The following is a 22380-nucleotide window of genomic DNA, read 5'->3' on the forward strand; positions in this document are numbered from 1 at the left end:
CTCAAACATGACGACCGCGCAGCTCGTGAACATAAGTGGACGGACTGATACCGAATTGTTTCTGAAAGTCCCTCGAAAAGTTGGTAGGAATGCTGTATCCGACCATATCGGCCACTTCGTTGATCTTGTATTTGTTTTCAGCGAGCAGCTCAGCAGCCCTTTTCAGCCTCGACAGGTTGATCAGCTCATTCGGTGTCATGTCCGATATGCCTTTGATCTTACGGTATAATGTAGGCCTGCTCATGTTCATCAGGGATGAAAGCAGGTCCACGTCCAGGTTGGAGTCCGCGATCCGTTTGCCTATAATGGTGTTTAATTGTTCCAAAAACTGCTTATCAGCCGTCGAGAACGCAATGCCCCGGATATGGGTGAGCGGCGAGCGCGCAAAATATTCCTTGATAATGTTCCTGTTGTTGATCAGGTTGGTGATCTGCGCAGCTAGATGATCCAGTGAGAACGGCTTTTCAATGTAGGCGTCCGCGCCCACTTCAAGCCCCTCGATCCTGGAATTGATCGAATTTTTGGCGGTTAAGAGAATGATTGGAATGTGGCTGAACTGTACATCGTTTTTGATCTTTTTACACAACTCAATGCCGTCCATAACGGGCATCATAATGTCGCTGATCACCAGGTGGACGTTCTCATGCTGCAAAATTTCGATCGCCTGCTGACCGTCCAGCGCGCGCATGACATGATAGGAACCGCTCAGCTCCCGGCTCAGATAACCCAGGATTTCAACATTGTCCTCCACGATCAGGACCACAGGCCGGGCCGGATCGGCGGCTTCGCTTTGCTCGTTTGTTAGTAGAAAATCAGCTGAAACTTCCTCATTCACCCCTTTCAGGTCCATTTCATAATCCTGATGGATCGGCAGCGAAAGCAGGAATGTATTCGAAAGCGTATCCCGGTGTTTCAGTTCGAGACTGCCTTTATGGAGCTCGGCAAGCGAACGCGACAATGGGAGACCAATGCCTGTGCCCTCCTGTTTCTGGCTGGCCTCTACTCTATAAAACGGCTCGAAAATCTTCTCTTTCTCGTCATCGCCAATGATCAGGCCATCGTTCGTGAACTCAATATGGAAAAGCAAGTCGTCGCTGCTGAATGGCAAAAGCCTTACCTTAACTGAGTTATCGGCATATTTTATCGCATTGTTAATCAGGTTACTGATGATCTTTTTACAGGCTTCAATGTCGACGAAGGCATTCAGTGTAATGCGGGGAAGCTCCATGTTGTAAGCCAGATTCTTCTGTTCGGCTGCTGGCCGGAACGTCGAAAAAACATCGCTCAGGAGCTCGTTAATGTCAGTTTTGGTAAAGTTCAGGCTAAAATTATTCGCCTCCGCTTTCCTGAAATCAAGCAGCTGATTGGTCAGGTCAATGAGGCGATTGGTATTTTTATTGATCATGTTCAGGTTCTCAAATGTTTCTGCACCGGCATTTTCGTCGGCCAGCAACTTGTCCAGCGGCATTTTAATAAGCGTCAGCGGCGTTCTGATTTCGTGGGCAACGTTGGTAAAAAAGTCAATTTTGGCATTATAAATCTCGCGTTCTTTGCCAATTTCAATGGCTTCAATCTCGCGCTTGTTCTTTTCGCCCATTGCCAGGTGATAATAGCGGAAAACCGTGATGCCGATGGCGGCCACAATGGTGCCGTACAACATGTAAGCCCATCCCGTAGCCCACCACGGCGGCAGAATATCAATGTTAAGCCTGGCTTCCCGGCCATTCCACACCTGATCGTTGTTCGACCCCATTACCCTTAACACATAATGACCCGGCGGGAGTTTTGAAAATGAGATTTTTTTGCTGTTGCTTAATGTAATCCACTGCGGTTCAATCCCCTCCATTTTGTATTTGTAATGGTTCATTTCCGGGATCACATAACTGAGCGCTGCTACATCAAAACTGAGGCTCGAACGATCATAAGGCAGCTTGATCCCACCCGTATAAATCGGTGATTCGGTGAGCGGCGAATTTTTACCGCCAATGTGCAGCTCCTGATTATTGGCCTGGATGCCCGTAATGTACACCGGCGGCACGTACGTATTTTTATTAAATAAAGCCGGTTTAAGGCTGATCAACCCTGCAACTGTGCCGAAAAACAGCGTTCCGTCGTTATTTTTGAAAGAAGAATTGTAGTTAAACTGTTCGCTGAGCAGCCCGTTCGCCTCATTGTAATTGGTAAACTTCCCAGTCTTGACATTCAGCATCGACAAACCACGCGAAGTCGAGATCCAGAAATTGCCCATATCATCTTCCAAAACCCTGAAAACCTGATTATCGGGTAAGCCATCTTCAATGCGGTAATTTTTGAATTGCCGCGTAACAGCATTATACCGTGATAATCCATGTTCGGTGCAGAACCAGAAGTCGCCATTTTTGCTTTGATAAAGGCTGTTGATGTAGTTGTCCAGCAGTCCGCCTTTTTTACCGGCATCATATTGAATCCTGCCTTTTTTCCCTGTTTTTGGATTAAAATAAAAAATCCCGCCGCCGTAGCTGGCCACCCATAATGTTCCCTCTTTATCCTCGTGAATGCTCTGGACCTGCGTATTGACAAAGGTCATCGGTGCAAAATCATCTGTGCTGCGATTGTATATAAATAAGCCCGACCACGTTCCGACAAGGATTTCATTTGCCCTCGTTTTATAAAGCGTCACCACAAAATTGCTCCCGAAAGTGTTCGGCATGCTGGTGGTGTAATGGCGGATTACTTTATTGGTTTTCAGATCCATCACATCCAGGCCGTGCTCGTAAGTGCCGATCCACAGTTCGTCGCCGTCGGCGACCAGCCCGTGCAGGTTACGGTATGCAATGCTTCCCTGCTTGCCGTCAGGCAAAAATGATCTGAATGTTCCCGTTTGCAAATCCAGCTGGTTCAAACCCGCATCCTCAGTGCCTATCCATAGTTTTCCGTATTTGTCCTTCACCATTTCGTGGATCAGGTTTCCGCTGATGCTGTTGCCGGGCTGCGGGAAATATTTTTGAAAACGGTTGAATTCAGACGAGTAATAATTGACGCCGCCAAACTGCGTGCTCACCCAGATCCCACCCTCGCGGTCTTTGAAAATAGCATTGATAATGTTGTCCGTGATCGAGTAAGGGTTGTATTTCTCCTTCACGATCTGCTTCATTTTATTCTTTTTCAAATCAAGAATGAAGAGCCCGGATTCTGAACCCAGCCAGTATTCGTCTTTGCCGTTCTGGAAGAATGTATGAATGTAAATGTCCTGTTTCTGGCCGGTCTCCTGCGAAATGTCGGTAATGTTGCCTGTCCTGTAATTAAAGAGCAACAACCGCTTCATATTACCAACCAGTAAGGTGGAGTCCGAAACGGAGTGCACGCGCATGTTGGAGAATATCTCATTCACACGGCCTGAAAGATCGTATTTGGCAACCGTGCCCAGTTCAGGGTGATAACGCCGGATAATGCCATTGCTGAATGTTGCCCAGACTTTTCCGTCAGCTGAGACGTGTATAGCCACCGTGTTGGCCGCATCGGGAAGTGCTTTTACTTTTCGTGTTTTGGAATCGAACCGGTAAAGCTGATTATCGGAAATGATCCAGACTCCGCCGTCATGGTCGCTGCGGATCATGCGCACCTCTCCGGTCGGGATTAATTTGAAGACCGAAAATTGATCCGAAACAGGATTATAGATATAAACGCCCTTATGCGTACCGATCCAAAGTTTCTCGTCGTAATCTTCGGAAATTGAGAAAACCGAGTTGCTGCCCAGGCTGGTGGAATCGCCTTCTTTGCTCCTGAAAATCTTAAAAGAATTGCCGTCAAAACGGTTCAGTCCGTTGCGGCTGGCGATCCAGATGAAGCCTTTTTTATCCTGGATAATGTCTCCGGTGGCATTGCCGGAAAGGCCGTCCGAAACTTTGTAGCTTTTGAAATAATACGGCGCTTCCTGACCCAGACAAGCCAGACATAAAAACACGAAGCAGAACGTAGAGAGCAGCTTTTTCACCCAGGCATCCGTACAAAGTCAGCTTTGCTGCCGACCCTTACTTGTTGAACATTTTTATAAATATATCCCTGCAAAATCATTGGTAATTAATAAAACATCATGTTGAGACGAATTGATCTAAAATTGAGACTCACAGATCATTCCGTTAATCAGCAAAGCAGGAAATTCGCACCACTTTAAATAAGTCCAATATTTTAGTTGGATAGTAACAAGTCGGGGAGTTTCAAATTCCAATTTAACCAACAATTTTAATGAAAAATAATTTGTACAAACTGGCACAGGTTGCTAAAAAGCAGGCGCTCATGCGCTGGTCTGTGAGGACCACGATGGCGATGCTTATGGGCATTATCTGTGCCATGTCCGGTGTAGCACAGGCTCAGACCGGCACCTCAATTTCGGGTAAAATCAGTGATAAACAAGGCGCTCTGCCGGGTGTTTCAGTGATTGAGAAAGGAACTTCCAACGGGACTACGACGGACGCTGAGGGAAAATTTACCTTACAACTTTCGGCAGGAGCAAAAGCAATCACCGTATCAAGCGTTGGTTACCTGGCTCAGGACGTGGATGTTACCAACAAATCGACTGTGAATGTCACATTGCTGGAAGACCAGAAAACGCTGAATGAAGTGGTCGTGATCGGTTACGGATCTTTGAATAAAAAAGAAGTTTCCAGCGCCATTACCCACTTGTCCGACAAGGACCTGTTGCGTGTGGGCGGAAACAACCCGCTGATGTCCATCCAGGGTAAGGTGGCCGGGTTATCGATCACCAACACATCCACTGCCGATCCGAACTCATCACCAAGCATCCAGCTTCGCGGTGCTTCGTCCCGCAGCGCTGGTCTTGGACCTTTGTTTGTTATCAACGGCATTCCGGGTGGTAACATCGACAACATCAACCAGAACGAGATCGAATCCATCGACGTACTGAAAGGCGGTGCGGCCTCGGCGATTTACGGAACAAGGGGAAGCAACGGGGTGATTGTGATCACCACCAAAAAAGGCTCTTCCGAACCGCGCCTTTTCTATGATGGCTACACGACTTTTGATTACCTGACCAACCAGCTTTCGGTGCTTTCGAAAGACGATTTCCTGGCCAACAAGCGTGGCTTTGATTTTGGCGGAAACACCAACTGGCTGAAAGAAGTAAGCCGTCAGCCCTCATTCTCGCACAAGCATACATTGCAGTTTTCGGGCGGTAACGGGCAAACCAACTACTTTTCATCCGTGGATTACCGCGATGCAAACGGAATTGACCTTCGTTCCGGAAAGAGAGAATACGGCGGCCGCGTGAACATTAACCACACCACTGCCAATAACCTGCTTGCCCTGACGTTCAGCGTGGCGCCGCGTTACGCGAAAATCAGTGAAGCCGATTACAGCGCATTCAATTATGCACTGACGCTCAATCCTACGCAGGGCGTGAGAGATTCCACCGGTAAATACAGCTACATTAACTCCGGCTTTTTTGCCAACAATCCTGTGGAATGGGCTAAAAACGTGCTGCAAGACCGTGAGCATAAGTCGCTCGACCTGAACGGTTCTGTGAAACTGAACATTTTGGAAAACCTGAATACGGTCGTGACATTTGGGGAAGTGAGCCTGTCGCAGCGCATCATGAACTTTACGCCTTCCAACATTACGCCTGTTATTAACGGAAACGGCCGCAATACCGCTTCGCAGGGACTGGAAGAAAAAGACCAGAAAAGCTTCGAATGGCTGGGCAATTATTACCTGGACAAAGGAAAGCATTCTGTGAAACTCCTTGCAGGTTATTCGTTCCAGCATTTTATGGAATCCGGATTCAGCGCGGGTAACGAAAAATTCCCATCCAATGTATTGACTTACAATGGCCTGGGCACCGGGTTATGGAACCTGGAAAAGGGCGTTAATGGTGTTGGTTCATACAAAAACAGCTCCAAACTAATCGCTTTCTTCGGACGTGTGAACTATGATTTTGACCAGAAATATTACTTCTCTGCCAGCCTTCGCCGCGAGGGATCTTCAAAGTTCGGATATGATAACAAATGGGGTTATTTCCCGGCCGCATCCTTTGCGTGGCGCGCCACGCAGGAAGGCTTCCTGAAAGACCTTCCGTGGCTGAACGAGCTGAAACTGCGTGCGGACTACGGCGAAACGGGTAACCAGGATTTCGGCAACTATCTGTCGCTGGATACTTACGGCGGCTATGGTTACTATCCTTACAACGGAAACTCTTACCAGGTGTGGGGACCAAGCCAGAACACCAACTATAACCTGCGCTGGGAAAAGGCGATCAACTTCAATGCGGGCGTTGACTTTGAGCTTTTCAGCAGCAAGATCACGGGTAGCGTAAATTACTATGTGCGTCAGAACAAAGATCTTTTGGGTAACTACAATGTGCCTAACCCGCCCAACATTCAGGGACAAACCTTTGCGAACGTGGGCACGATGCGGAACAGCGGTCTGGAATTGCAGTTGAGTGCAGCGGTGGTGAACAAAGCGGATTTCAGCTATAACATCAGTGCAACGGGTGCATTCAATGACAATAAATTTGTGTCTTTCTCCAATGACCTGTACAAAGGGCAAACTTACGTGGATGTGGTAGGCATGCCTGCGCCGGGCAGTCCGGGAACGATCCAGCGCTTGCAGGAAGATCAGCGGATCGGTAATTTCTACGCGCTCAAATCGGCGGGTGTAAATGATGCCGGTGCACTGTTGGTGTACAATAAAAACGGTGACATTATCCCTGCTAACGAGGCCAATAACGATGACAAGCAAATTGTAGGAAACGGGCTTCCTAAGTTCACAACCGGGATTACCAACTCATTCCGTTATAAAAACTTCGACCTGACTGTATTCCTGCGCGGGGCTTTCGGTTACAAGCTGTTCAACACTTATGCATTTTACCTGGGTACACCAGCCGCTCAGCAAAACGTGAACCTCCTGACCTCTGCATTCGATGGCGGTAAATATTCCAAGCTGACCAGCACATCGACTTATTCTTCCCTATCCGATTATTTCCTGGAACAGGGTGGATTCCTGAAAGTGGACAACATTACGCTGAGCTATACCCAGCCTTTGAATGCCAAGTTCATGAAGTCGGCGCGCATTTATGCGACGACAAGGAACCTGGCTACATTTACCAAGTTCAAGGGCGGCGATCCTGACCTGATCCAGGTGAACGGACTTTACCCGGGTGTGGCTACCAACCGCGATAATGGCGGTACGCTGAACTACTATCCTGCCACCACGCAGTTGCTGCTGGGATTACAACTTACATTTTAATTAGCCGATTAAATTCCAAAAATGAAAAGGCATAACATATCAAAATACATCCTCCGGTTCGCTGCCTGCGCACTGCTGTCTGTGACGGCGGGCTGCACCAATCTGGACGAAGAATTATACGACCGGATCACTTCCGAAAACTTCCTGCAAACGCGGGACGACGTTACCCGTGACTTTCTGAGAGCTTTCGAGCACAGCTATTGGAGCATCCAGGGCGGCAGCACATTCATGCTGCAGGAAAACAGTTCCGACGAAATGATGACCATCAACCGCCAGGGCGACTGGTTCGACGGCGGTCAGTTCCAGCGTGTACATTACCACACCTGGACTGCGCAGGACGGCTTCACAAGCGATCCCTGGAACGCGCTTTACGGCGGTGTAACCCTGGCGACCAACTCGCTGGAAGATTTGGAAGGCATTACGGACCCCTCGAAATTTGACATGACGCGTGAAGAGCTGGATGGAATGATTGCCGAGCTGAAAGTGCTTCGTGCCTGGCTGAACATTCGCCTGCTGGATTTTTACCGGAACATTGTCATTGTGACCAAGGTTAAAGGCCAGACCGAAGGAGGCTTGCAGGTTCCTCCGCAGGAAGCATTCGCTTTTATAGAGCAGGAATTGAAAGAGGCCCTTCCGAAGCTTTCGACCAACACCACATTGGGTAACAATGTATCTGGACGCTGGACCAAAGGCGGCGCGGCTGCATTGCTGGTTCGTTTGTATCTCAATGCCAAAGTTTACACCGGAACCGATCGTTTCAAAGATTGCGAGACGATGGCGCAGGAGATTATCGATGGCAAATATGGCGATTATGCACTCGAAACGCGCTGGGATGCTCCATTTGATTACACCAACCCGACTTCGAAAGAAACCATGTTCGGTTTCCCGGGCAGCTTTGCACAAACGCACTGGCAGTATGACGGCGGCATGTATTTCTGGATGCTTCCTAACTTGGCACCGAGCTATTTCGGATTCACCGATTTTGGAAATGCTAACCCAAAATATGCCATGCAGCCAGGCCGCGATGTGGACAGCGTGGAGTACAGCTTTACATTGGGAAAACCATTCATCAAATTCCAGAAATACAAGGATGACCTGCGTTTAAAAAAATACAAAAACCTGGGCAACAGCAAGCGCGAGGGCATGTTCCTGTACGGTTACCTGCCTTACAAAAATGCGAGTGGAAAAGCGGACACAGTGAAAGGTTTCAAAGGCCCCTACCCGCTGTTCCTGCGTGATCAGGTGGGTAAATTTTTGGATGCAAAACCAGGAACGAAGATCGCCGATAAGGTTTCCAACATGAATAACGGAGACAACAACTCGGGCCTTTATCCGGTAAAATATCCTTACTACCCCAGCGACGACCAGAACAAGATTTCCTCGGCCTATGCGGAGATCCGTTTTGCCGAGATCTATTATTCTCTGGCCGAATGTAAATACCGCGCTGGTAACAAGGCTGCTGCTGCAACATTGCTGAATGCAGTCCGCAAACGCAATTATCCAGCCGGCTCACCAAGCCTTTACAAAGCCAACGGCGCCGAGCTTACAGACCAGGAAATGCTGGACGAATGGATGCGCGAGTTCCTGGCAGAAGGCCGCAGAAGAACGGATCTGATTCGCTGGGGCGTGTTTAACACGGGAAGCTGGTGGGACAAAAAACCCGATGCGGACAACCACACGGAAATTTTCCCGATTGGTCAGAATGTGTTGAACTCTTCGCCGCAATTGAAGCAGAATCCTGGTTACTAAAATAAATTTAAATGAAATTTCAAAAACCTTCGGTCGGACCACGCCTGGCTGGGTTGAGCGCTGCAATTCTTCTTGCAGTGCTTGGCTCCGCCTACCGTGGCCCTGCCACTACTTTCACGCCAAAGCCAGCAACTATTGCTGGTTTTTCTGATGTAAAACGCCCCCGCGAAGCGTGGGTTCTGCGCTCCGTTCTGGACGCCCGACCACGGATTCTCAGCATTGCATTGCACGACAATCTATGGCTCGCCTACAACACCAAAACGGCTTCTTTATACAAAGCATGGGCTGGAAAAATCAACCTCGGCGGCCCGGTTTACACCTCATCCCACGGCCCGCAGCCCGTGTCGCAGGGAACCACATATATGGAAGAGCCCGATGAAAATCCCTGGCGACTCACCATTGATGGCAAGGAAGTCACGCCGGAGATCAGCTACAAAGGCCACGCCATTCTGAACAACCAGGTAACATTGAAATATGACCTGGATTACCAGGGCAAAAAGATTTCAGTTGAAGAAAAACCTGAGTTTTTTGAGGCGGGAAATGGAAAAGCAGGTTTCGAGCGGGTGTTTACAGTTGCCAATGTTCCTGCTGGAAGCGAATTGTTTCTGAACGTGCATTTGAATTCACTTTCCAGCGACACCGACTATAAGGCGGACGGGAAATTTCTGGGCGTCATTGGTCAGGAAACTGTGGCAGGCAAGTCGTTCTTTTATATAAATGGAAAGTTGATCCTAAACAACAATGGCAAAACAACGCTGTCCGTCAGCCTGACCAAAAAACCAGCGCAGCCACAAACGGCCCAGCAGGAAAGCAAAGCCGAAATGGTGGCGGGTTTGTTTGCCAAAAGCGACTGCAACACCTGCCATAATCAGGAAGTTAAGACCGTTGGCCCGGCTTACAAAGCCATTGCAGAACGTTACGAAAACAATGATAACAACAAAAATGCGCTGGTTACCAAAGTGATCAAAGGAGGCGCGGGCAACTGGGGACAGATCGCCATGTCTCCGCACCCGGATCTGAAAAAGGAGGATGCCGAAACAATGGTCTCCTATATTCTTGAACTGGATTCCGACAAAGAAAGAGCGCAAGCGGCCAGCAAACTAATGCCCAGGCCCGCCTACCCGATCGTCCTCAAATCCATCGTTCCTGCCAAAGTTGCCACTGCGACGGAAAAACCAGGCATCGCTGTCAATGTTTACCGGTTTTCAAGCGGCATAGGAGCTGTTCCTGAAATTAATGATGAAATGTTGCCTGTGAAATCAGGATCTATCAATGCATTGCATCTGGATGAGCAGGATTTTGGAGGTCTGAAAGACAACTTTGCCATTTTTGCCAGCGGTTATATCAACATTAAAAAGACGACCAACATTGTTTTCCGCTTGGTTTGTGATGATGGTGGAAAGCTTTTTATTGATGATAAAATGGTGATCGACAATGGCGTTAACCACCCCCTGCAACCCACCGACGGCGAGATTATCCTCAAACCAGGTAAGCATCCTTTTAAAGTAGAATATTACCAGGGCGCATTTGGCAAGGGGCTTTCGCTTCAATGGCGGCCTTATGGCACCAAGGAATTTGTGGTGGTGCCGCCAAGCGTGTTTACCTATAAAGGAGCTGACATCAAAAGAACCGGACAGACACCGGTAGACGTCAAAAAAGAAGACATTCCGGGTGACAGATCGCCACTTGTTGATGTGCACCCAAGCTTTACATTGGCACAGGCCCGCCCTGATAATTTCCAGCCAAGAGTCGGCGGAATGGATTTTCTGGCTGATGGAAGAATGGTGGTCAGCACCTGGGATTCATTAGGATCTGTTTACATTGTTGATGGCCGCAAAGCAACAGCACCGAACGACATTAAAGTAAAACGCATTGCTTACGGACTCGCCGAGCCGCTGGGTCTGAAAGTAGTGGATGACGAGATTTACATTATGCAAAAACAGGAACTGACCAAGCTGGTCGACCTGAATAATGATGAGCTCATCGATGAATACCAGACCATTTGCAATGGCTGGAAAGTTTCTGCTAATTTCCATGAATTCGCATTCGGGCTGGTTTATAAGGATGGTTATTTTTATGGAACATTGGCAACCGCCATCAATCCCGGCGGTGCCAGCACCAAGCCGCAGATCCCGGATCGGGGGAAAGTCGTGAAAATTTCTAAAAAAGACGGCTCATTCACATTTGCAGCATCTGGTTTAAGGACGCCAAACGGCATTGGCCTGGGCGTTGACAACGAAATTTTCATCGCCGATAACCAGGGCGACTGGCTGCCTGCCAACAAGATCATTCACTTGCAGGAAGGCGCCTGGTACGGCTCGCGCTCGGTGGACTTTGAAGGAACCGCCAACAAAACAGAAACGCCACCGGTGGTATGGCTTACGCAGGATGAAATCGGCAACTCGCCAAGCCAGCCTGCCAGACTGAATGTGGGACCTTACCAAAACCAAATGATCCATGGCGACGTTACGCACGGCGGGATCAAGCGCGTATTTGCTGAAAAAGTAAACGGCGCTTACCAGGGCGCTGTGTTCCGGTTTACGCAAGGCTTGGAAGCTGGCGTAAACCGCTTAGTGTGGAGCCCGGATGGCTCCCTTTATATTGGCGGTGTGGGTTCCACAGGTAACTGGGGACACGCTGGAAAACTAGGTTACGGACTCCAAAAGCTGACATTCAATAACAAAGTTGCTTTTGAAATGCTGGCCGTAAGAGCCAAATCGGACGGTGTGGAAATTGAATTTACTGAACCATTGAAAGAAGGCGTGGGCGAAACCGCAGCCGACTACCAGATCCGCCAATGGTGGTTCAAACCTACCGGCGATTACGGCGGCCCGAAGCTGGACGAAGAAGACCTGGCTGTAAAATCGGTAAAGGTTTCCCCGGATCGCAAGAAGGCAACATTACAGCTGACGGGCATGAAGAGCAAACATATGGTTTATATTCATTTGAACAGAAAAACCATCATCAGCCAGAGTGGCAACAATTTATGGAGCACCGAAGCCTGGTACAACATGAATGAAATCCCTAAAAACCTGAACTAGGGATCAGCTGCTGATCAATACATTAAAAACGCCCGGAAATTACTTCCCGGGCGTTTTTAGTTTTATACAAAATGTAAATCAGGTCAGCTCAGTGTTTTGCAAAATGAAAAGTTGAAACCCTGTTGTCGGCCCCGGTCGCTTTCAATATAAAAATACCTGTTGGCAGCGGTTTTACATCGATGCCTGAACTTGTATATTCTCCCGCATAATGCAGCAAGCCGGATGTCGAATAAATCTGCACCGACTGTATGGTCCCGGCAGTAGGAGCATCAAGAAAAACCCTGTCTGTCACCGGGTTAGGATAACCCTTCACCTGCCCCTTGGAATCTGCGAAGCGCACATGTTCTATCTTGCTGAATGCAAACGTGCCGTCGGTGTCCACCATACGAAGCCGGTAGAAGTTGTCGGCATGCAGCGGCAGCGGATCAATAAAGCGGTAACGCTGGATTTCTGAATTTTCGTTACGCGTAGCAACGGAACCGACTTTTTCCCAAACCTTTCCTTCTGCACTACGCTGAATTTCGAAGTGACTGCTATTGACCTCGCTTGAAGTTGTCCAAGCCAGCTCCACGGCGGATTCATTTTTTGAAGCCTTGAAATCCACAAGGGTAACCGGCATAGGATCGATGATGGCCCTGATCGTGAATTTGCCGTCAGTATAGGTGGTTTCCCAGATCAATGGCGCGATATCCGGTAGGTTTACCGTTGCGAATGTCCCGGTAATGATTCCTGCATCCAGAAGAATAAATGCATCACCCAGTGCAGGCGTGAAACCATTGATAAATGATACTGTTATCGTCCCTCCTGCCGTAAATGGCCCTGACTGGAACTGGTCATAACCTGTAATAGCGGTGGTTCCGCCGATTTCTACCAGCAGCGTTCCTGTATTCGCAAACTCGCTCGCAAACGCCAGCGTGCCAGGCGATTCACCCGGGGCCAGCGTACCCGCATTGGTAAATGAATTGTGTAAAAATGTGGCATTACCGCGGATCTCGCCATTGTTGTCGAAACTGCCGCTAACGGAATGCACCCCAGTGCCCGATTGCAACAGCCCGTTCACGGTAAAGTTATTTACGTTAAAGGAAATGTTGTCCGGCATCCGCATGGTATGCCCGCTGGTAATGACTGTACTCGCCGCACTGGCGTTGGGAAAAGAAGATGCCGTGATCCAAAAGCTGTTGTCCTGAGAAGATTGCCAGTTGCCCGGAGTGTTCCAGGTGCCATCTGTGACCGCCGTTCTGTAAGAATCACCTGCATTTGAAACTTTATAGATTGTGTAGGCATCTGCCGAGGTGAATGCGGCATTCAGGTTGGGTATCGTACCGGTTAGTCCCGTGACATCCAGCTTAATGCTCCCGTTTCCGTTTCCTGTATTTATAGAAACATCATAGGTTGTCCCCGATCCCGAAATACCCGAAACCGATGCGCCGGAAACACCACTGGTCGACAGTGTAAAAACAGAAGCGTCATCGATCGTTACACTTTGCGCAAACACAACCTGATAACTGACAGTGCCCTCATTCGTCGGATTGGAGGAAAGCCGGGTAACCGAAGTTACACTTGTTTGCGTATAAAAATCAATTTCGCTGCCATAGGAAGTTCCTGTTGAATTGGTTGCATAAGCACGCAGATAGATGCGCGTTCCTGCGGGCAGCCCTGTCACTGTTGTACTGAAAGCACCATTGCCGGAACCGATCCCAACCTTATTGGACAGCTCGATAGTAGGCGCCGCTGATGTACTCCACACAATGCCATAATCCGTGACGGCAGCACCGCCATTGGCTGTCACTTCACCGCCGACTTTGGCGGTTGTCAGCGCAATTTCACTCGCGGAAGCCGTGGTAACGGTAGGCGCTACGGAAGGTATACCGGTAGTAAATCTCAGCCAGGTAGCACCGCTAACACCCTCGAAAATGCGGCCTTCGGTGTCGGCAAATGCGGCTTTGTCAATGATAACATAGTAAGTTGTTCCACCCTCCAGGTCTGTTGTCGGATCGATCGTAATCGTATTTGAGCCATTGCCGGTTACCTGTGCACTATTCGCGGCAATGGTGGCAAAGACGGCATCGTCATACAGGCGGCGGATCTGAATGTACTTGCCTGCTGTACCGGTAACTGCCTGGCTGAATGTCAGCGAAATGTTGCTGCTCACAGAGATCCCCGTTGCAGCGTTGGTCGGGCTGGTAGCAGTGATCCGGGGTGGAGTGCCGTTCTGCTGGAAAAAATACTTCTGGTTTGCGCCGGTGTAGTTGGTCGTAAACACATCCGCATCGCCATCATTATCCCAGTCGGCTACGAAGGCTTTCATTGCATTATTATAAAAAGCGCCCGAGTTCGGAAGCGAATTGAAAGGGTTGCCTGCGCCTGTCACCTGCGTAAAAGCGCCGCTGCCATTGTTCTGCCAGAAAACAAGCGTTACCGAGCCGTCAGAAGTATGCAGATCGATGTCACCGTCCGAGTCGAAGTCCCCGGAAAGAATCTGGTTATCACTGGCTATTGTCATGCCGTTGAAAGGATTTTCACCTCCCGTCTTTAATGAATATACGCCATTGTCATTGCGGTAGTAGTCTCTCACCGAATTTCCTCCGACCCTGCTTACAAAAATATCCACGTCGCCATCATTATCCCAGTCTTCAACGTGGGCATACTGCGCACTTGAAAAAGCAGCTTTGCCAGGCAGACCATCAAAAGGATTTTGCGAGCCCGTCACATTACTGAACGCGCCGCTGCCATTATTGCGCCAGAACTGATTATCAAGATTATTTCCAGGATAGTTATGCAAATCAACATCTCCATCATTGTCGAAATCGCCAAAGATCAGCTGGTTGTTACCACTCACATTAATGCCGCTGAACGGGCTCGAAGCGCCACTCAGCAACTCGTATTTTCCATTGTCGTTGCGATAATAAAAGTTCTTTTCGTTCTGATTGGAGTTACGCATCGGGACGTAGATATCATCGTCGCCATCATTGTCCCAGTCCGCCACAAACGCACCCGACGCAGAATAGAAAACTGCGTTCTCATTGACCTTTTCAAATGGATCCGCGGAGCCGGTTACTTTTGCAAATGATCCGCTGCCGTTGTTTTGCCAAAATTCGTTAACGGTTCCTCCCGGATAGGAATGAATGTCAATATCACCATCCGCATCAAAATCCCCGTAGATCAGCTGATCGTCACCAGAAATTGTAATGGCACTGAACGGGCTTGACCCGCCAGTCAGCTGTGAGAAGGCAGGCACAAGTAAGCCATTGAATTTCAAGATCGTAAAGACGTGTTCTTTAACTATTTTACCAACAACATATTCGAGATCCCAGTCTCCGCCACGGCGAGCTGAGCCAGTTTGGTCGTCGGAAGCGGCCACGGGCACACCGAGCATACGGTGGATTCGCTGTACGAAACCCTCTCCGCTGCGGCTCGCAGTAAGCTCGCAGCTGTAAATAAGCAAACTTGATTTGCCCACTTCAAGCACATTACCCAAACTTTGCCAAAAGCTGTTGTGCTCCGCAATATTGGCATCATTAAGCTGGGTCTGACCAAGCACAAAATTGCCGTCCGTACCATGCGTCATAATGTGCACGCGTTCGGCCTTGCCCCGCGCAGCAAGCTGTTTTGTTAATCTTTGGAAACCTTCCCGGCTGTTCGAAACATAAATCACCTCTGATCCGGGACTCAGCCCATCCGCCAGGGAGCGGAAGTCTTTCAGCGACTCGTCAATGATGACCAGGTCGGAAACTGTTTTTCGGCTGAATTTTTGATAGGTTACTATCGAAAAAGCGAGCAAGGAAAGTAAAAAAAAGGAGAGCGTAAAAGTTCGTTTCTTCATATATAGGGAGTAGAAATAGTTGATTATAAGGTAAAACTGAAATCAACACCTTTCATACCCATATATGAAGTAAACTTTATTTAATTGTACGTTCTCCTCTTCCCACTTATTTAATAACCCTTCGAGAGATCGACCTCATCGGCAATCTCCTCGTTTTTCAGGTATTTCTGAACATTATCGACAAACTTGGCAACCTTATCGCGATCCCGCATTTTGTGCGCCGCCCCTGTGTGCTGGGTGAGTATTACATTGGTCATTGGCCAAAGTCTGGAATCTTCCGGAAGTGGTTCCTTTTCCGTTACGTCCAGAACAGCACCAGCCAATCTGCCGCTGTCCAAAGCGTCGATCAAAGCCGATTCATCGGTGGTGTTGCCTCGGCCAATGCTTGCGTAAAGCGCACCTTCTTTCATGGCATCAAAGAAGTCTTTGCCCGCATATTTATCCAAATTCCCAGGTAATGTATTGATTACTAAATCAGTATCCGGAAGCTGGGCAAGCAGGTCATCAAAGGAATGAATGTCTGCGTCCGGATCGCTTTTCGCAGTCATCTGCACATTGCATCCGAATGCTTCCAGCATTTTGCCAACATTTTCGCCGATGGCACCGGATCCCAGGATAATTACCTCTTTTTCTCCTAAAATGGAAAGTTCGTTCTCGACCGCCTCCCCCTCCCATTTTCTGTTGATCTGATTTCTGACCATGAGATGCACGCCCCTGTAAAAACCGAGGATGCCGGCAACGATAGTCTCTGCACATGCTGCGGCGGACATATCACCTACATTAGCAGCCTTACCCTTGAATTGCAATTCCTTATACTGCTCAAAACCCACATTTTCGAGTTGCCAGAATTTAAGGCTTTCCGGAATGTCCTGGAAAGAATCCGCAGGTGGATTGCCAATCAGGATTTCAGCAGACGCTATCTCCTGCATCACTTCCTCATCGGAAAGCTCGCCTTTGGTTACGATGTCAGCATCATCGGGAAGCTGTTTTTTTAGTTCTTCCAAATATTTTTCTTGCAGGTCTGCATAAATAACAATCTTCATAGAATTCGGTTAAAATAAGAGTAATTGCCTCCTGAGCCGGGCATCCGCTTGTGGCTGCCCTCTTAAATAACCGCGCCAGCGCCTGTTGTCACTCGTATTCGTAACGGACTTTGGAAAACCGAATCAGCGAATGCAATAGGATGGCGAAATGTGCATGACTGCTCGACTTTTGTCCATTCTATCCCGCTTCCCAACCTGCCAATTTTGCATTCGGTAAAGGGTAGCGGAATGTCCCGCGCCCACATCATAACTCATAATACATCATGAAAAGACAACAGAACCGCACCCTGGGTGCATTCGAAAAAGCCTTTTGGCTGCTGGACCAGATCGATTCCAAGGACTTCGCGCTCGCCGCAGACATTTCGGGCACATTACCCATTGAAAAATGGCGCAACGCACTGGATATGGCACAGAAGCGCCACCCGAACCTTTCTGTGAAGGTTACCCTGGATGAGCTGTCGAGGCCTGTATTGCAGCATGTAGAAGGTATTACTATTCCGCTCCGGGTGGTGCATGCGGAGCAGGATTACCGCTGGGAACAAGAAGTTGAGAAGGAGCTTTCTGTGCGGTTTAATACGGAAGAAGCTCCGCTATTAAGGGTTGTCCTGGTGCAGAAACCAGAGCGTACTGTCCTGATTCTGGTAGCGAACCACACCGTCGCCGATGGGTCGTCATTGAGCTTTTTGACCCGGGATATATTGCTTGCCGTCACCGGAAAACAGCCAGAACCCATGGAACCGCAAGTGTCCAACGACCAGACGCTTAACCTCCCGGACGACGTTCCTGCCCAGACCACAGACGAAGTCCTGGAACTGAAAATGAAAACGGACATTGTGCAGCCGCTGGTTTCATCCATCCGTATTTCTGAAAAAATTACCCGGAACCTGCTGGAAAAAGCCAGGCAAGAAAACACAACCGTTCACGGTGCCATTTGTGCAGCAGTGCTATTGGCGTCCAGGCAGATGCGCAAAGAATGGGATGATGCCAGAATGGAACTGGTCTCTCCCGTTTGCACAAGAGGGCCGCTGAATCTGGACGATAACTTTGGCCTGAATATCACGACGCAATCCGTGTTTTTTGAAAAACAGCCGGAATTAACATTCTGGGATCTGGCCAGACTTGCAAAAGCCGGGCTTGATGGGACCAATTCACCGGAATATGTAAACGGCTATCTGTCCTTTTTCCGCGACACTGTATTTGGGCACAATGATATGCAGCAAATGATTGATGTTTTAAAAACGGCATTCAACCACCACATTATGGTGACCAACCTGGTAAAAGTGCGTTATCAAACGGATTTCGGGCCTTTGAAGCTGGAAGCACTTTACGGTCCGATGGTGCGCTCCGGAAAAGGAATGGAACAGACCATCGGCGCATTAACAACCAACGGCGCCCTTTGCCTGACCAACACAAGCGACAATCCTATCCCCGGCTTGCTCGCTGAAATAGAGCGCATGCTTAGGGAAGCTTCTCAGCTGAAATCGCACACTGCATGTCCTTTCGGATAAGTGTTCTCAAGCGACACAACTAGCGGCCTTTTAGATACGCTGATTTCCTGTTCCGGGAAAAATGTACAAGGCACATTGCCTTTTATCCATTCTTCCAGGGGATTTAATCCGCCACCTTTGTCATGTCGAAACGCAAAGACAATCAGCTAATGGTTAGCTGATTAAATCAAAACAAATTCAAACTTACTACTCAAATGAAAACTGTTGCCTTGACCATCGCATTCTTGTTCACTTTCATCCAAAGTCAATTTTTATTCGCACAAACACGCAAGCCGGCATCAGCAGGAAGGGAAGAATACATTGAAGTGGAGAAAAATGTAAAGCTTCACGTGATCGACCTCGGCGAAGGCCAGCCGGTTGTGCTCATTCACGGATGGCCGCTCAACAATGCGATGTATGAGTATCAATACCAATATCTGGTTGAAAAAGGGTTCAGGGTAATCGGCATTTCCCTCCGCGGTTTCGGTAAATCGGACAGACCTTTTGGAAAATATGACTTCGACACATTCTCCGACGACATTAAGGTGGTGTTGGAAAAATTGAAAATTGAAAATGCAACGCTTGGAGGCTTCTCACTTGGAAGCGCAGTAACACTCCACTTTGTGACGAAATATAACGGAGCGCATATCAGCAAGTTGGCCCTGTTCGGAGCAACAGGCCCATCATGGAAACAACGCGAAGGCTATCCTTACGGCATCACCGAACAAGGTGCAACTGACCTGATCAAGCAGACCAAGACGAATCGTCAGCAACTGGTATCGGGTTTTGGCAAAGGCTTCGCCGGACAGGAAGGAAGTTTGTCAGAAGAATCGCTAAGATGGTTGGAAAGCATTAACCTGGACGCCTCTCCTTACGCTACAACGCAGGCTATCAAAGCATTAGGTGACCTGGATTTACGTCCTGAACTAAGTAAAATTAAAATCCCCGTTGCCTTATTCCATGGTGTAAATGACAAATTGTGTGACTTCTCTTTGTCAGAACAGCTGCACAAAAGCATCAAAGGTTCTTACCTTGTAAGATTTGAGAAAAGCGGACACGGTTTATTCCTGGAAGAAATGGATAAATTTAACTCCGAACTCGAAAAATTCGCAAGGAAATAATGCCCCTGGCAAATGCTGTGAACGGAACGACCGCTTCACAGCTTTTGCCGGTAACATTTAAACAATACAACATTAACTGATATCTGCGTATATAGCCATGAGTACAACGGTGTTCAATAATAATTCAAAGACATTAGGGCTGCTGCAAGTCTCACAAAGCCAAATGGACGCCATCAACGGCCCCGACTATAAGCAGTATATCAAGATCCTGTATCTGCCAGCCGGTTATAAGCTCAGGGTGGATTTTGCCTGCTACGACACCCAGCAGCCAACGCTTTTCTTCATAAGTCCAAACCAATATCTTGAAATGGAAGTAACGGGTGACGAAAGCGGCTATTTCATATTTTACAACCGCGATTTCTACTGCATTCAGATTCACGATCAGGAAGTTGCCTGTGACGGACTTCTGTTCAACAACATCAGGAACATGCCGAAAGTAGAGGCCTCCGCAAACGAAATTGCTTTTTTAGGATCCTTATTCAAGGACATGATCGAGGAATTCCATTTGAATGACAGCTCGCTGGAAGAAATGGTCCGGACGTACCTCAAACAACTCCTCATCCGTGCAACACGCTCCTGGAAAAGGCAGCATCTGGACAACGCCGTGACGGATCAGCAAAGCGACCTGGAATTTTTCCGCAAATTCACCAGGTTGGTAGAAGAACATTATAAATCCAAACACACCGTCGCCGACTATGCGGATTTCCTGTGCATGGCGCCAAAAACCATCACGCACAAATTCAACCGTCTGCGTCTGCCTCAACCCAATGAGGTGATTAAAAACCGCATAATCCTCGAAGCAAAGCGATTACTAGTCCACACATCCCTCACTGCCAAAGAAATCGCATACGACCTCGGCTACAACGACCCCGCCTATTTCAGCAGGTTATTCATGACCAAAACCGGTGAGTCCCCGTCCAATTTCCGGGCGAATTTTGTGGGGTAAGCTGGCGTACTGGTATTAGGTGTACCAAGCTATTTATGCTTATGGTATTCGGAGTAATCAGTGTTTTTAACCCTTGTCTCCAACTCCCGAAAAGACATTTCCAGCGGAGATCCGGAAACGTAAGCTTCTGCCAAAAGGATCTTCTCTACATTCAGGTTTCTGGCCTTAATAAAATCATACAGCCATTTTTCGTGGATAGTACCATTGCTGTTGTTTCGGTAGGCTGTGTACGGGTTCCCGTTAGAAAACATGAGTTTATTTTTTGGCAAATAATAACAAACATTGAGCTGTTCGCCTTCTTGACTTTTCTCGGGATTCAAAACGAAGGCGTGCACTCCATTTTTTTGAAAATCCTTATCGAATGGAGCGCTACCGATAAGATAGATGTTCCGGATTAGCTTTCCCGGAAAATCCTTTTGCAAAGCAGATGCCATTCTATTGACTACATTATCATGGTTAATGGGCTCCATGATGCAATCGATCCGGTTGTCGGAGGTTAAGCGGATGAGCGAACGCGATTCGACTCCATTCCCGCTTCTTAGCATGACAAAAAGACTATCCTGTAACTTTACAGTGTCAAAATGCATCCGTTCTTCGAATGTTGGCTCCGCCCTGAATGTTGAACTTGGGATCGGCTTGTTGATATTGCTCCATTGTATCCGTTTTCTGGTCGTGAATTGCCCCCGGGACGAAACTTCTTCCAGTTTGCCCGGCAGTATAAACCCCTCCACCTTTTGATAATCTGAAAAAATTGTGATCTGCTGAAAATGTTCCGGTCCACGGCCGATAAGCGGATCTGTGTCCACCTGCTGCTCCAAGACCCGGTTAACCAGCAGGCTGGATTTTCCGATGTAAACATCAATCCACTTCTGCCCGACCCTGACTTGAAGCATGTGATTTTCATCAGCTCCGGAATTTGACATCCCGGTATAATGCAGTTCCGCAGAATCGCTGACCATGTATTGCAGGAGGGCAACAGGAACCTCCTGGTACAAAAGATCAAAAATGGGATTCAGACTTGCCTCATGAACAGATCGGCTCGTGTCCTGAACTCCGGTCAAATGATTAGGGCTTGTTCTTACCCTTACCACCTTCTTGGCGACCAGATCGCTCACCACTGTTTCCTGCCAGCCTGCATACATATTACCCATATCCGCAAAGCTTTTCTTTTTCAGGCTATCTATACGAGCGCTCATCAGCTTGCGATCAGATTCAGACAAGCCAGCCATAATCGACTCCATTAGCTTGTCCATATCACTCGCTTTTCGGAGTTCCTGTGGAACCTCCCCTGGCAAATCATAGATGAACGTTCGTTCGAATGTTTTGAGATGCTTGCCGCCAGCCATTTTAAAAAGTGCCTTTTTAGCTATGGATTTAGACATATCCTGCTGAGCCTGCCCGTAAACAGCAACCAGCGAAAACAACATTGCAACTAGATATTTTTTCATATATAACCAACCGCTAGCGATATCTTTTTAAAATGTCATCAATCCTGGGATCGGGAACGAGGTTGGTAGTGCCTGCGAGGGTGACGTGCTTATAATCCGGGTGCATGGTGTTGATTACGTAGTTGAATGCTTCGGGCATTACTGCGGAGGGCACTTTTAAAGCAATGGACTTTGCCTCATGAAACCACTTGTCTCCTATTGGCAGGCATGCCGTGTAGTCATTGGGATCTCTCCATGAAGGATCAAGGTCATTTACGCTGATTTCCTCGATTGAAACCGGATCCGGAACGGAGATAAACATGATTTGAAAATCATCATTAAACCCCACTCCCTGCCTTCTTACCATATTTTCAAGAAATGCCAATGGAATGGATTCTGCTGCATATAAGACTTTATTCCCGGCACTGTTCCAGCGCCCCTGCATCCCGGATGCAAACAAAGTGCCGCTATACATTTTATGGACAATCCTGTAAATCAGCATAT

General features: G+C 48.2%; 11 protein-coding genes. 6 read left to right on the plus strand and 5 right to left on the minus strand.

From position 1 onward, the window contains the following. Window position 1: 1 nt before the first annotated feature. Window positions 2–3973, minus strand: coding sequence for a hybrid sensor histidine kinase/response regulator transcription factor (locus tag NFI80_RS08005; protein ID WP_235163519.1), 3972 nt, complete (start codon window positions 3971–3973; stop codon window positions 2–4). Between the two features lie 251 nt (window positions 3974–4224). Between NFI80_RS08005 and NFI80_RS08010 the strand changes: the two genes are divergently transcribed. From NFI80_RS08010 to NFI80_RS08020, 3 genes are read left to right on the plus strand one after another with little or no spacing between them, the layout of a single operon-like run. Continuing rightward, entirely contained in the window at window positions 4225–7239 is a 3015-nt protein-coding gene (locus tag NFI80_RS08010; RefSeq protein WP_235163518.1) for a SusC/RagA family TonB-linked outer membrane protein, read from the plus strand. A 21-nt stretch (window positions 7240–7260) separates the two neighbouring features. Then, the gene (locus NFI80_RS08015; RefSeq protein ID WP_035360396.1) at window positions 7261–8988 is read left to right on the plus strand and encodes a RagB/SusD family nutrient uptake outer membrane protein; all 1728 of its coding nucleotides are present in this window, start codon (window positions 7261–7263) and stop codon (window positions 8986–8988) included. 11 nt (window positions 8989–8999) lie between these two features. Beyond that, a complete protein-coding gene (locus NFI80_RS08020; RefSeq protein WP_235163517.1) occupies window positions 9000–12029 on the plus strand; it encodes a PA14 domain-containing protein in 3030 nt (1009 codons plus the stop codon). An 88-nt stretch (window positions 12030–12117) separates the two neighbouring features. Here the strand turns inward: NFI80_RS08020 and NFI80_RS08025 are convergent, their stop codons facing one another. Further along, a complete protein-coding gene (locus NFI80_RS08025) occupies window positions 12118–15852 on the minus strand; it encodes a DUF4347 domain-containing protein (protein WP_235163516.1) in 3735 nt (1244 codons plus the stop codon). Window positions 15853–15962: 110 nt separating this feature from the next. Beyond that, window positions 15963–16895, minus strand: a complete 933-nt coding sequence (locus NFI80_RS08030) for a D-2-hydroxyacid dehydrogenase (RefSeq protein WP_235163515.1) — start codon at window positions 16893–16895, stop codon at window positions 15963–15965. Between the two features lie 263 nt (window positions 16896–17158). Here NFI80_RS08030 and NFI80_RS08035 point away from each other — a divergent pair, with 263 nt between their 5' ends. From NFI80_RS08035 to NFI80_RS08045, 3 genes are all read left to right on the plus strand, one after another. After that, on the plus strand, window positions 17159–18403 hold the full coding sequence (locus NFI80_RS08035) for a phthiocerol/phthiodiolone dimycocerosyl transferase family protein (RefSeq protein WP_235163514.1): 1245 nt from the start codon (window positions 17159–17161) through the stop codon (window positions 18401–18403). A gap of 194 nt (window positions 18404–18597) precedes the next feature. After that, window positions 18598–19503: an alpha/beta fold hydrolase gene (locus NFI80_RS08040; protein ID WP_235163513.1), complete on the plus strand. Its 906-nt coding sequence runs from the start codon at window positions 18598–18600 to the stop codon at window positions 19501–19503. A gap of 97 nt (window positions 19504–19600) precedes the next feature. Then, window positions 19601–20449, plus strand: a complete 849-nt coding sequence (locus tag NFI80_RS08045; protein WP_233798673.1) for a helix-turn-helix domain-containing protein — start codon at window positions 19601–19603, stop codon at window positions 20447–20449. A 29-nt stretch (window positions 20450–20478) separates the two neighbouring features. Here NFI80_RS08045 and NFI80_RS08050 read toward each other — a convergent pair whose 3' ends face one another. Both NFI80_RS08050 and NFI80_RS08055 read right to left on the minus strand, forming a co-directional pair. Then, the gene (locus NFI80_RS08050; RefSeq protein WP_235163512.1) at window positions 20479–21897 is read right to left on the minus strand and encodes a hypothetical protein; all 1419 of its coding nucleotides are present in this window, start codon (window positions 21895–21897) and stop codon (window positions 20479–20481) included. A 13-nt stretch (window positions 21898–21910) separates the two neighbouring features. Further along, on the minus strand, window positions 21911–22378 hold the full coding sequence (locus NFI80_RS08055; RefSeq protein ID WP_235163511.1) for an RES family NAD+ phosphorylase: 468 nt from the start codon (window positions 22376–22378) through the stop codon (window positions 21911–21913). Window positions 22379–22380 lie beyond the last annotated feature (2 nt).

It is taken from the genome of Dyadobacter chenhuakuii (assembly GCF_023821985.2).
Taxonomy (GTDB): Bacteria; Bacteroidota; Bacteroidia; order Cytophagales; family Spirosomataceae; genus Dyadobacter; species Dyadobacter chenhuakuii.

Excerpts from the sequence above, each read along its gene's own strand:
- NFI80_RS08015 (WP_035360396.1), top strand. The coding sequence starts at position 7,261 with ATGAAAAGGCATAACATATCAAAATACATCCTCCGGTTCGCTGCCTGC.
- NFI80_RS08050 (WP_235163512.1), bottom strand. The coding sequence starts at position 21,897 with ATGAAAAAATATCTAGTTGCAATGTTGTTTTCGCTGGTTGCTGTTTAC.
- NFI80_RS08055 (WP_235163511.1), bottom strand. The coding sequence starts at position 22,378 with ATGCTGATTTACAGGATTGTCCATAAAATGTATAGCGGCACTTTGTTT.
- NFI80_RS08020 (WP_235163517.1), top strand. The coding sequence starts at position 9,000 with ATGAAATTTCAAAAACCTTCGGTCGGACCACGCCTGGCTGGGTTGAGC.
- NFI80_RS08045 (WP_233798673.1), top strand. The coding sequence starts at position 19,601 with ATGAGTACAACGGTGTTCAATAATAATTCAAAGACATTAGGGCTGCTG.
- NFI80_RS08010 (WP_235163518.1), top strand. The coding sequence starts at position 4,225 with ATGAAAAATAATTTGTACAAACTGGCACAGGTTGCTAAAAAGCAGGCG.
- NFI80_RS08025 (WP_235163516.1), bottom strand. The coding sequence starts at position 15,852 with ATGAAGAAACGAACTTTTACGCTCTCCTTTTTTTTACTTTCCTTGCTC.
- NFI80_RS08030 (WP_235163515.1), bottom strand. The coding sequence starts at position 16,895 with ATGAAGATTGTTATTTATGCAGACCTGCAAGAAAAATATTTGGAAGAA.
- NFI80_RS08040 (WP_235163513.1), top strand. The coding sequence starts at position 18,598 with ATGAAAACTGTTGCCTTGACCATCGCATTCTTGTTCACTTTCATCCAA.
- NFI80_RS08035 (WP_235163514.1), top strand. The coding sequence starts at position 17,159 with ATGAAAAGACAACAGAACCGCACCCTGGGTGCATTCGAAAAAGCCTTT.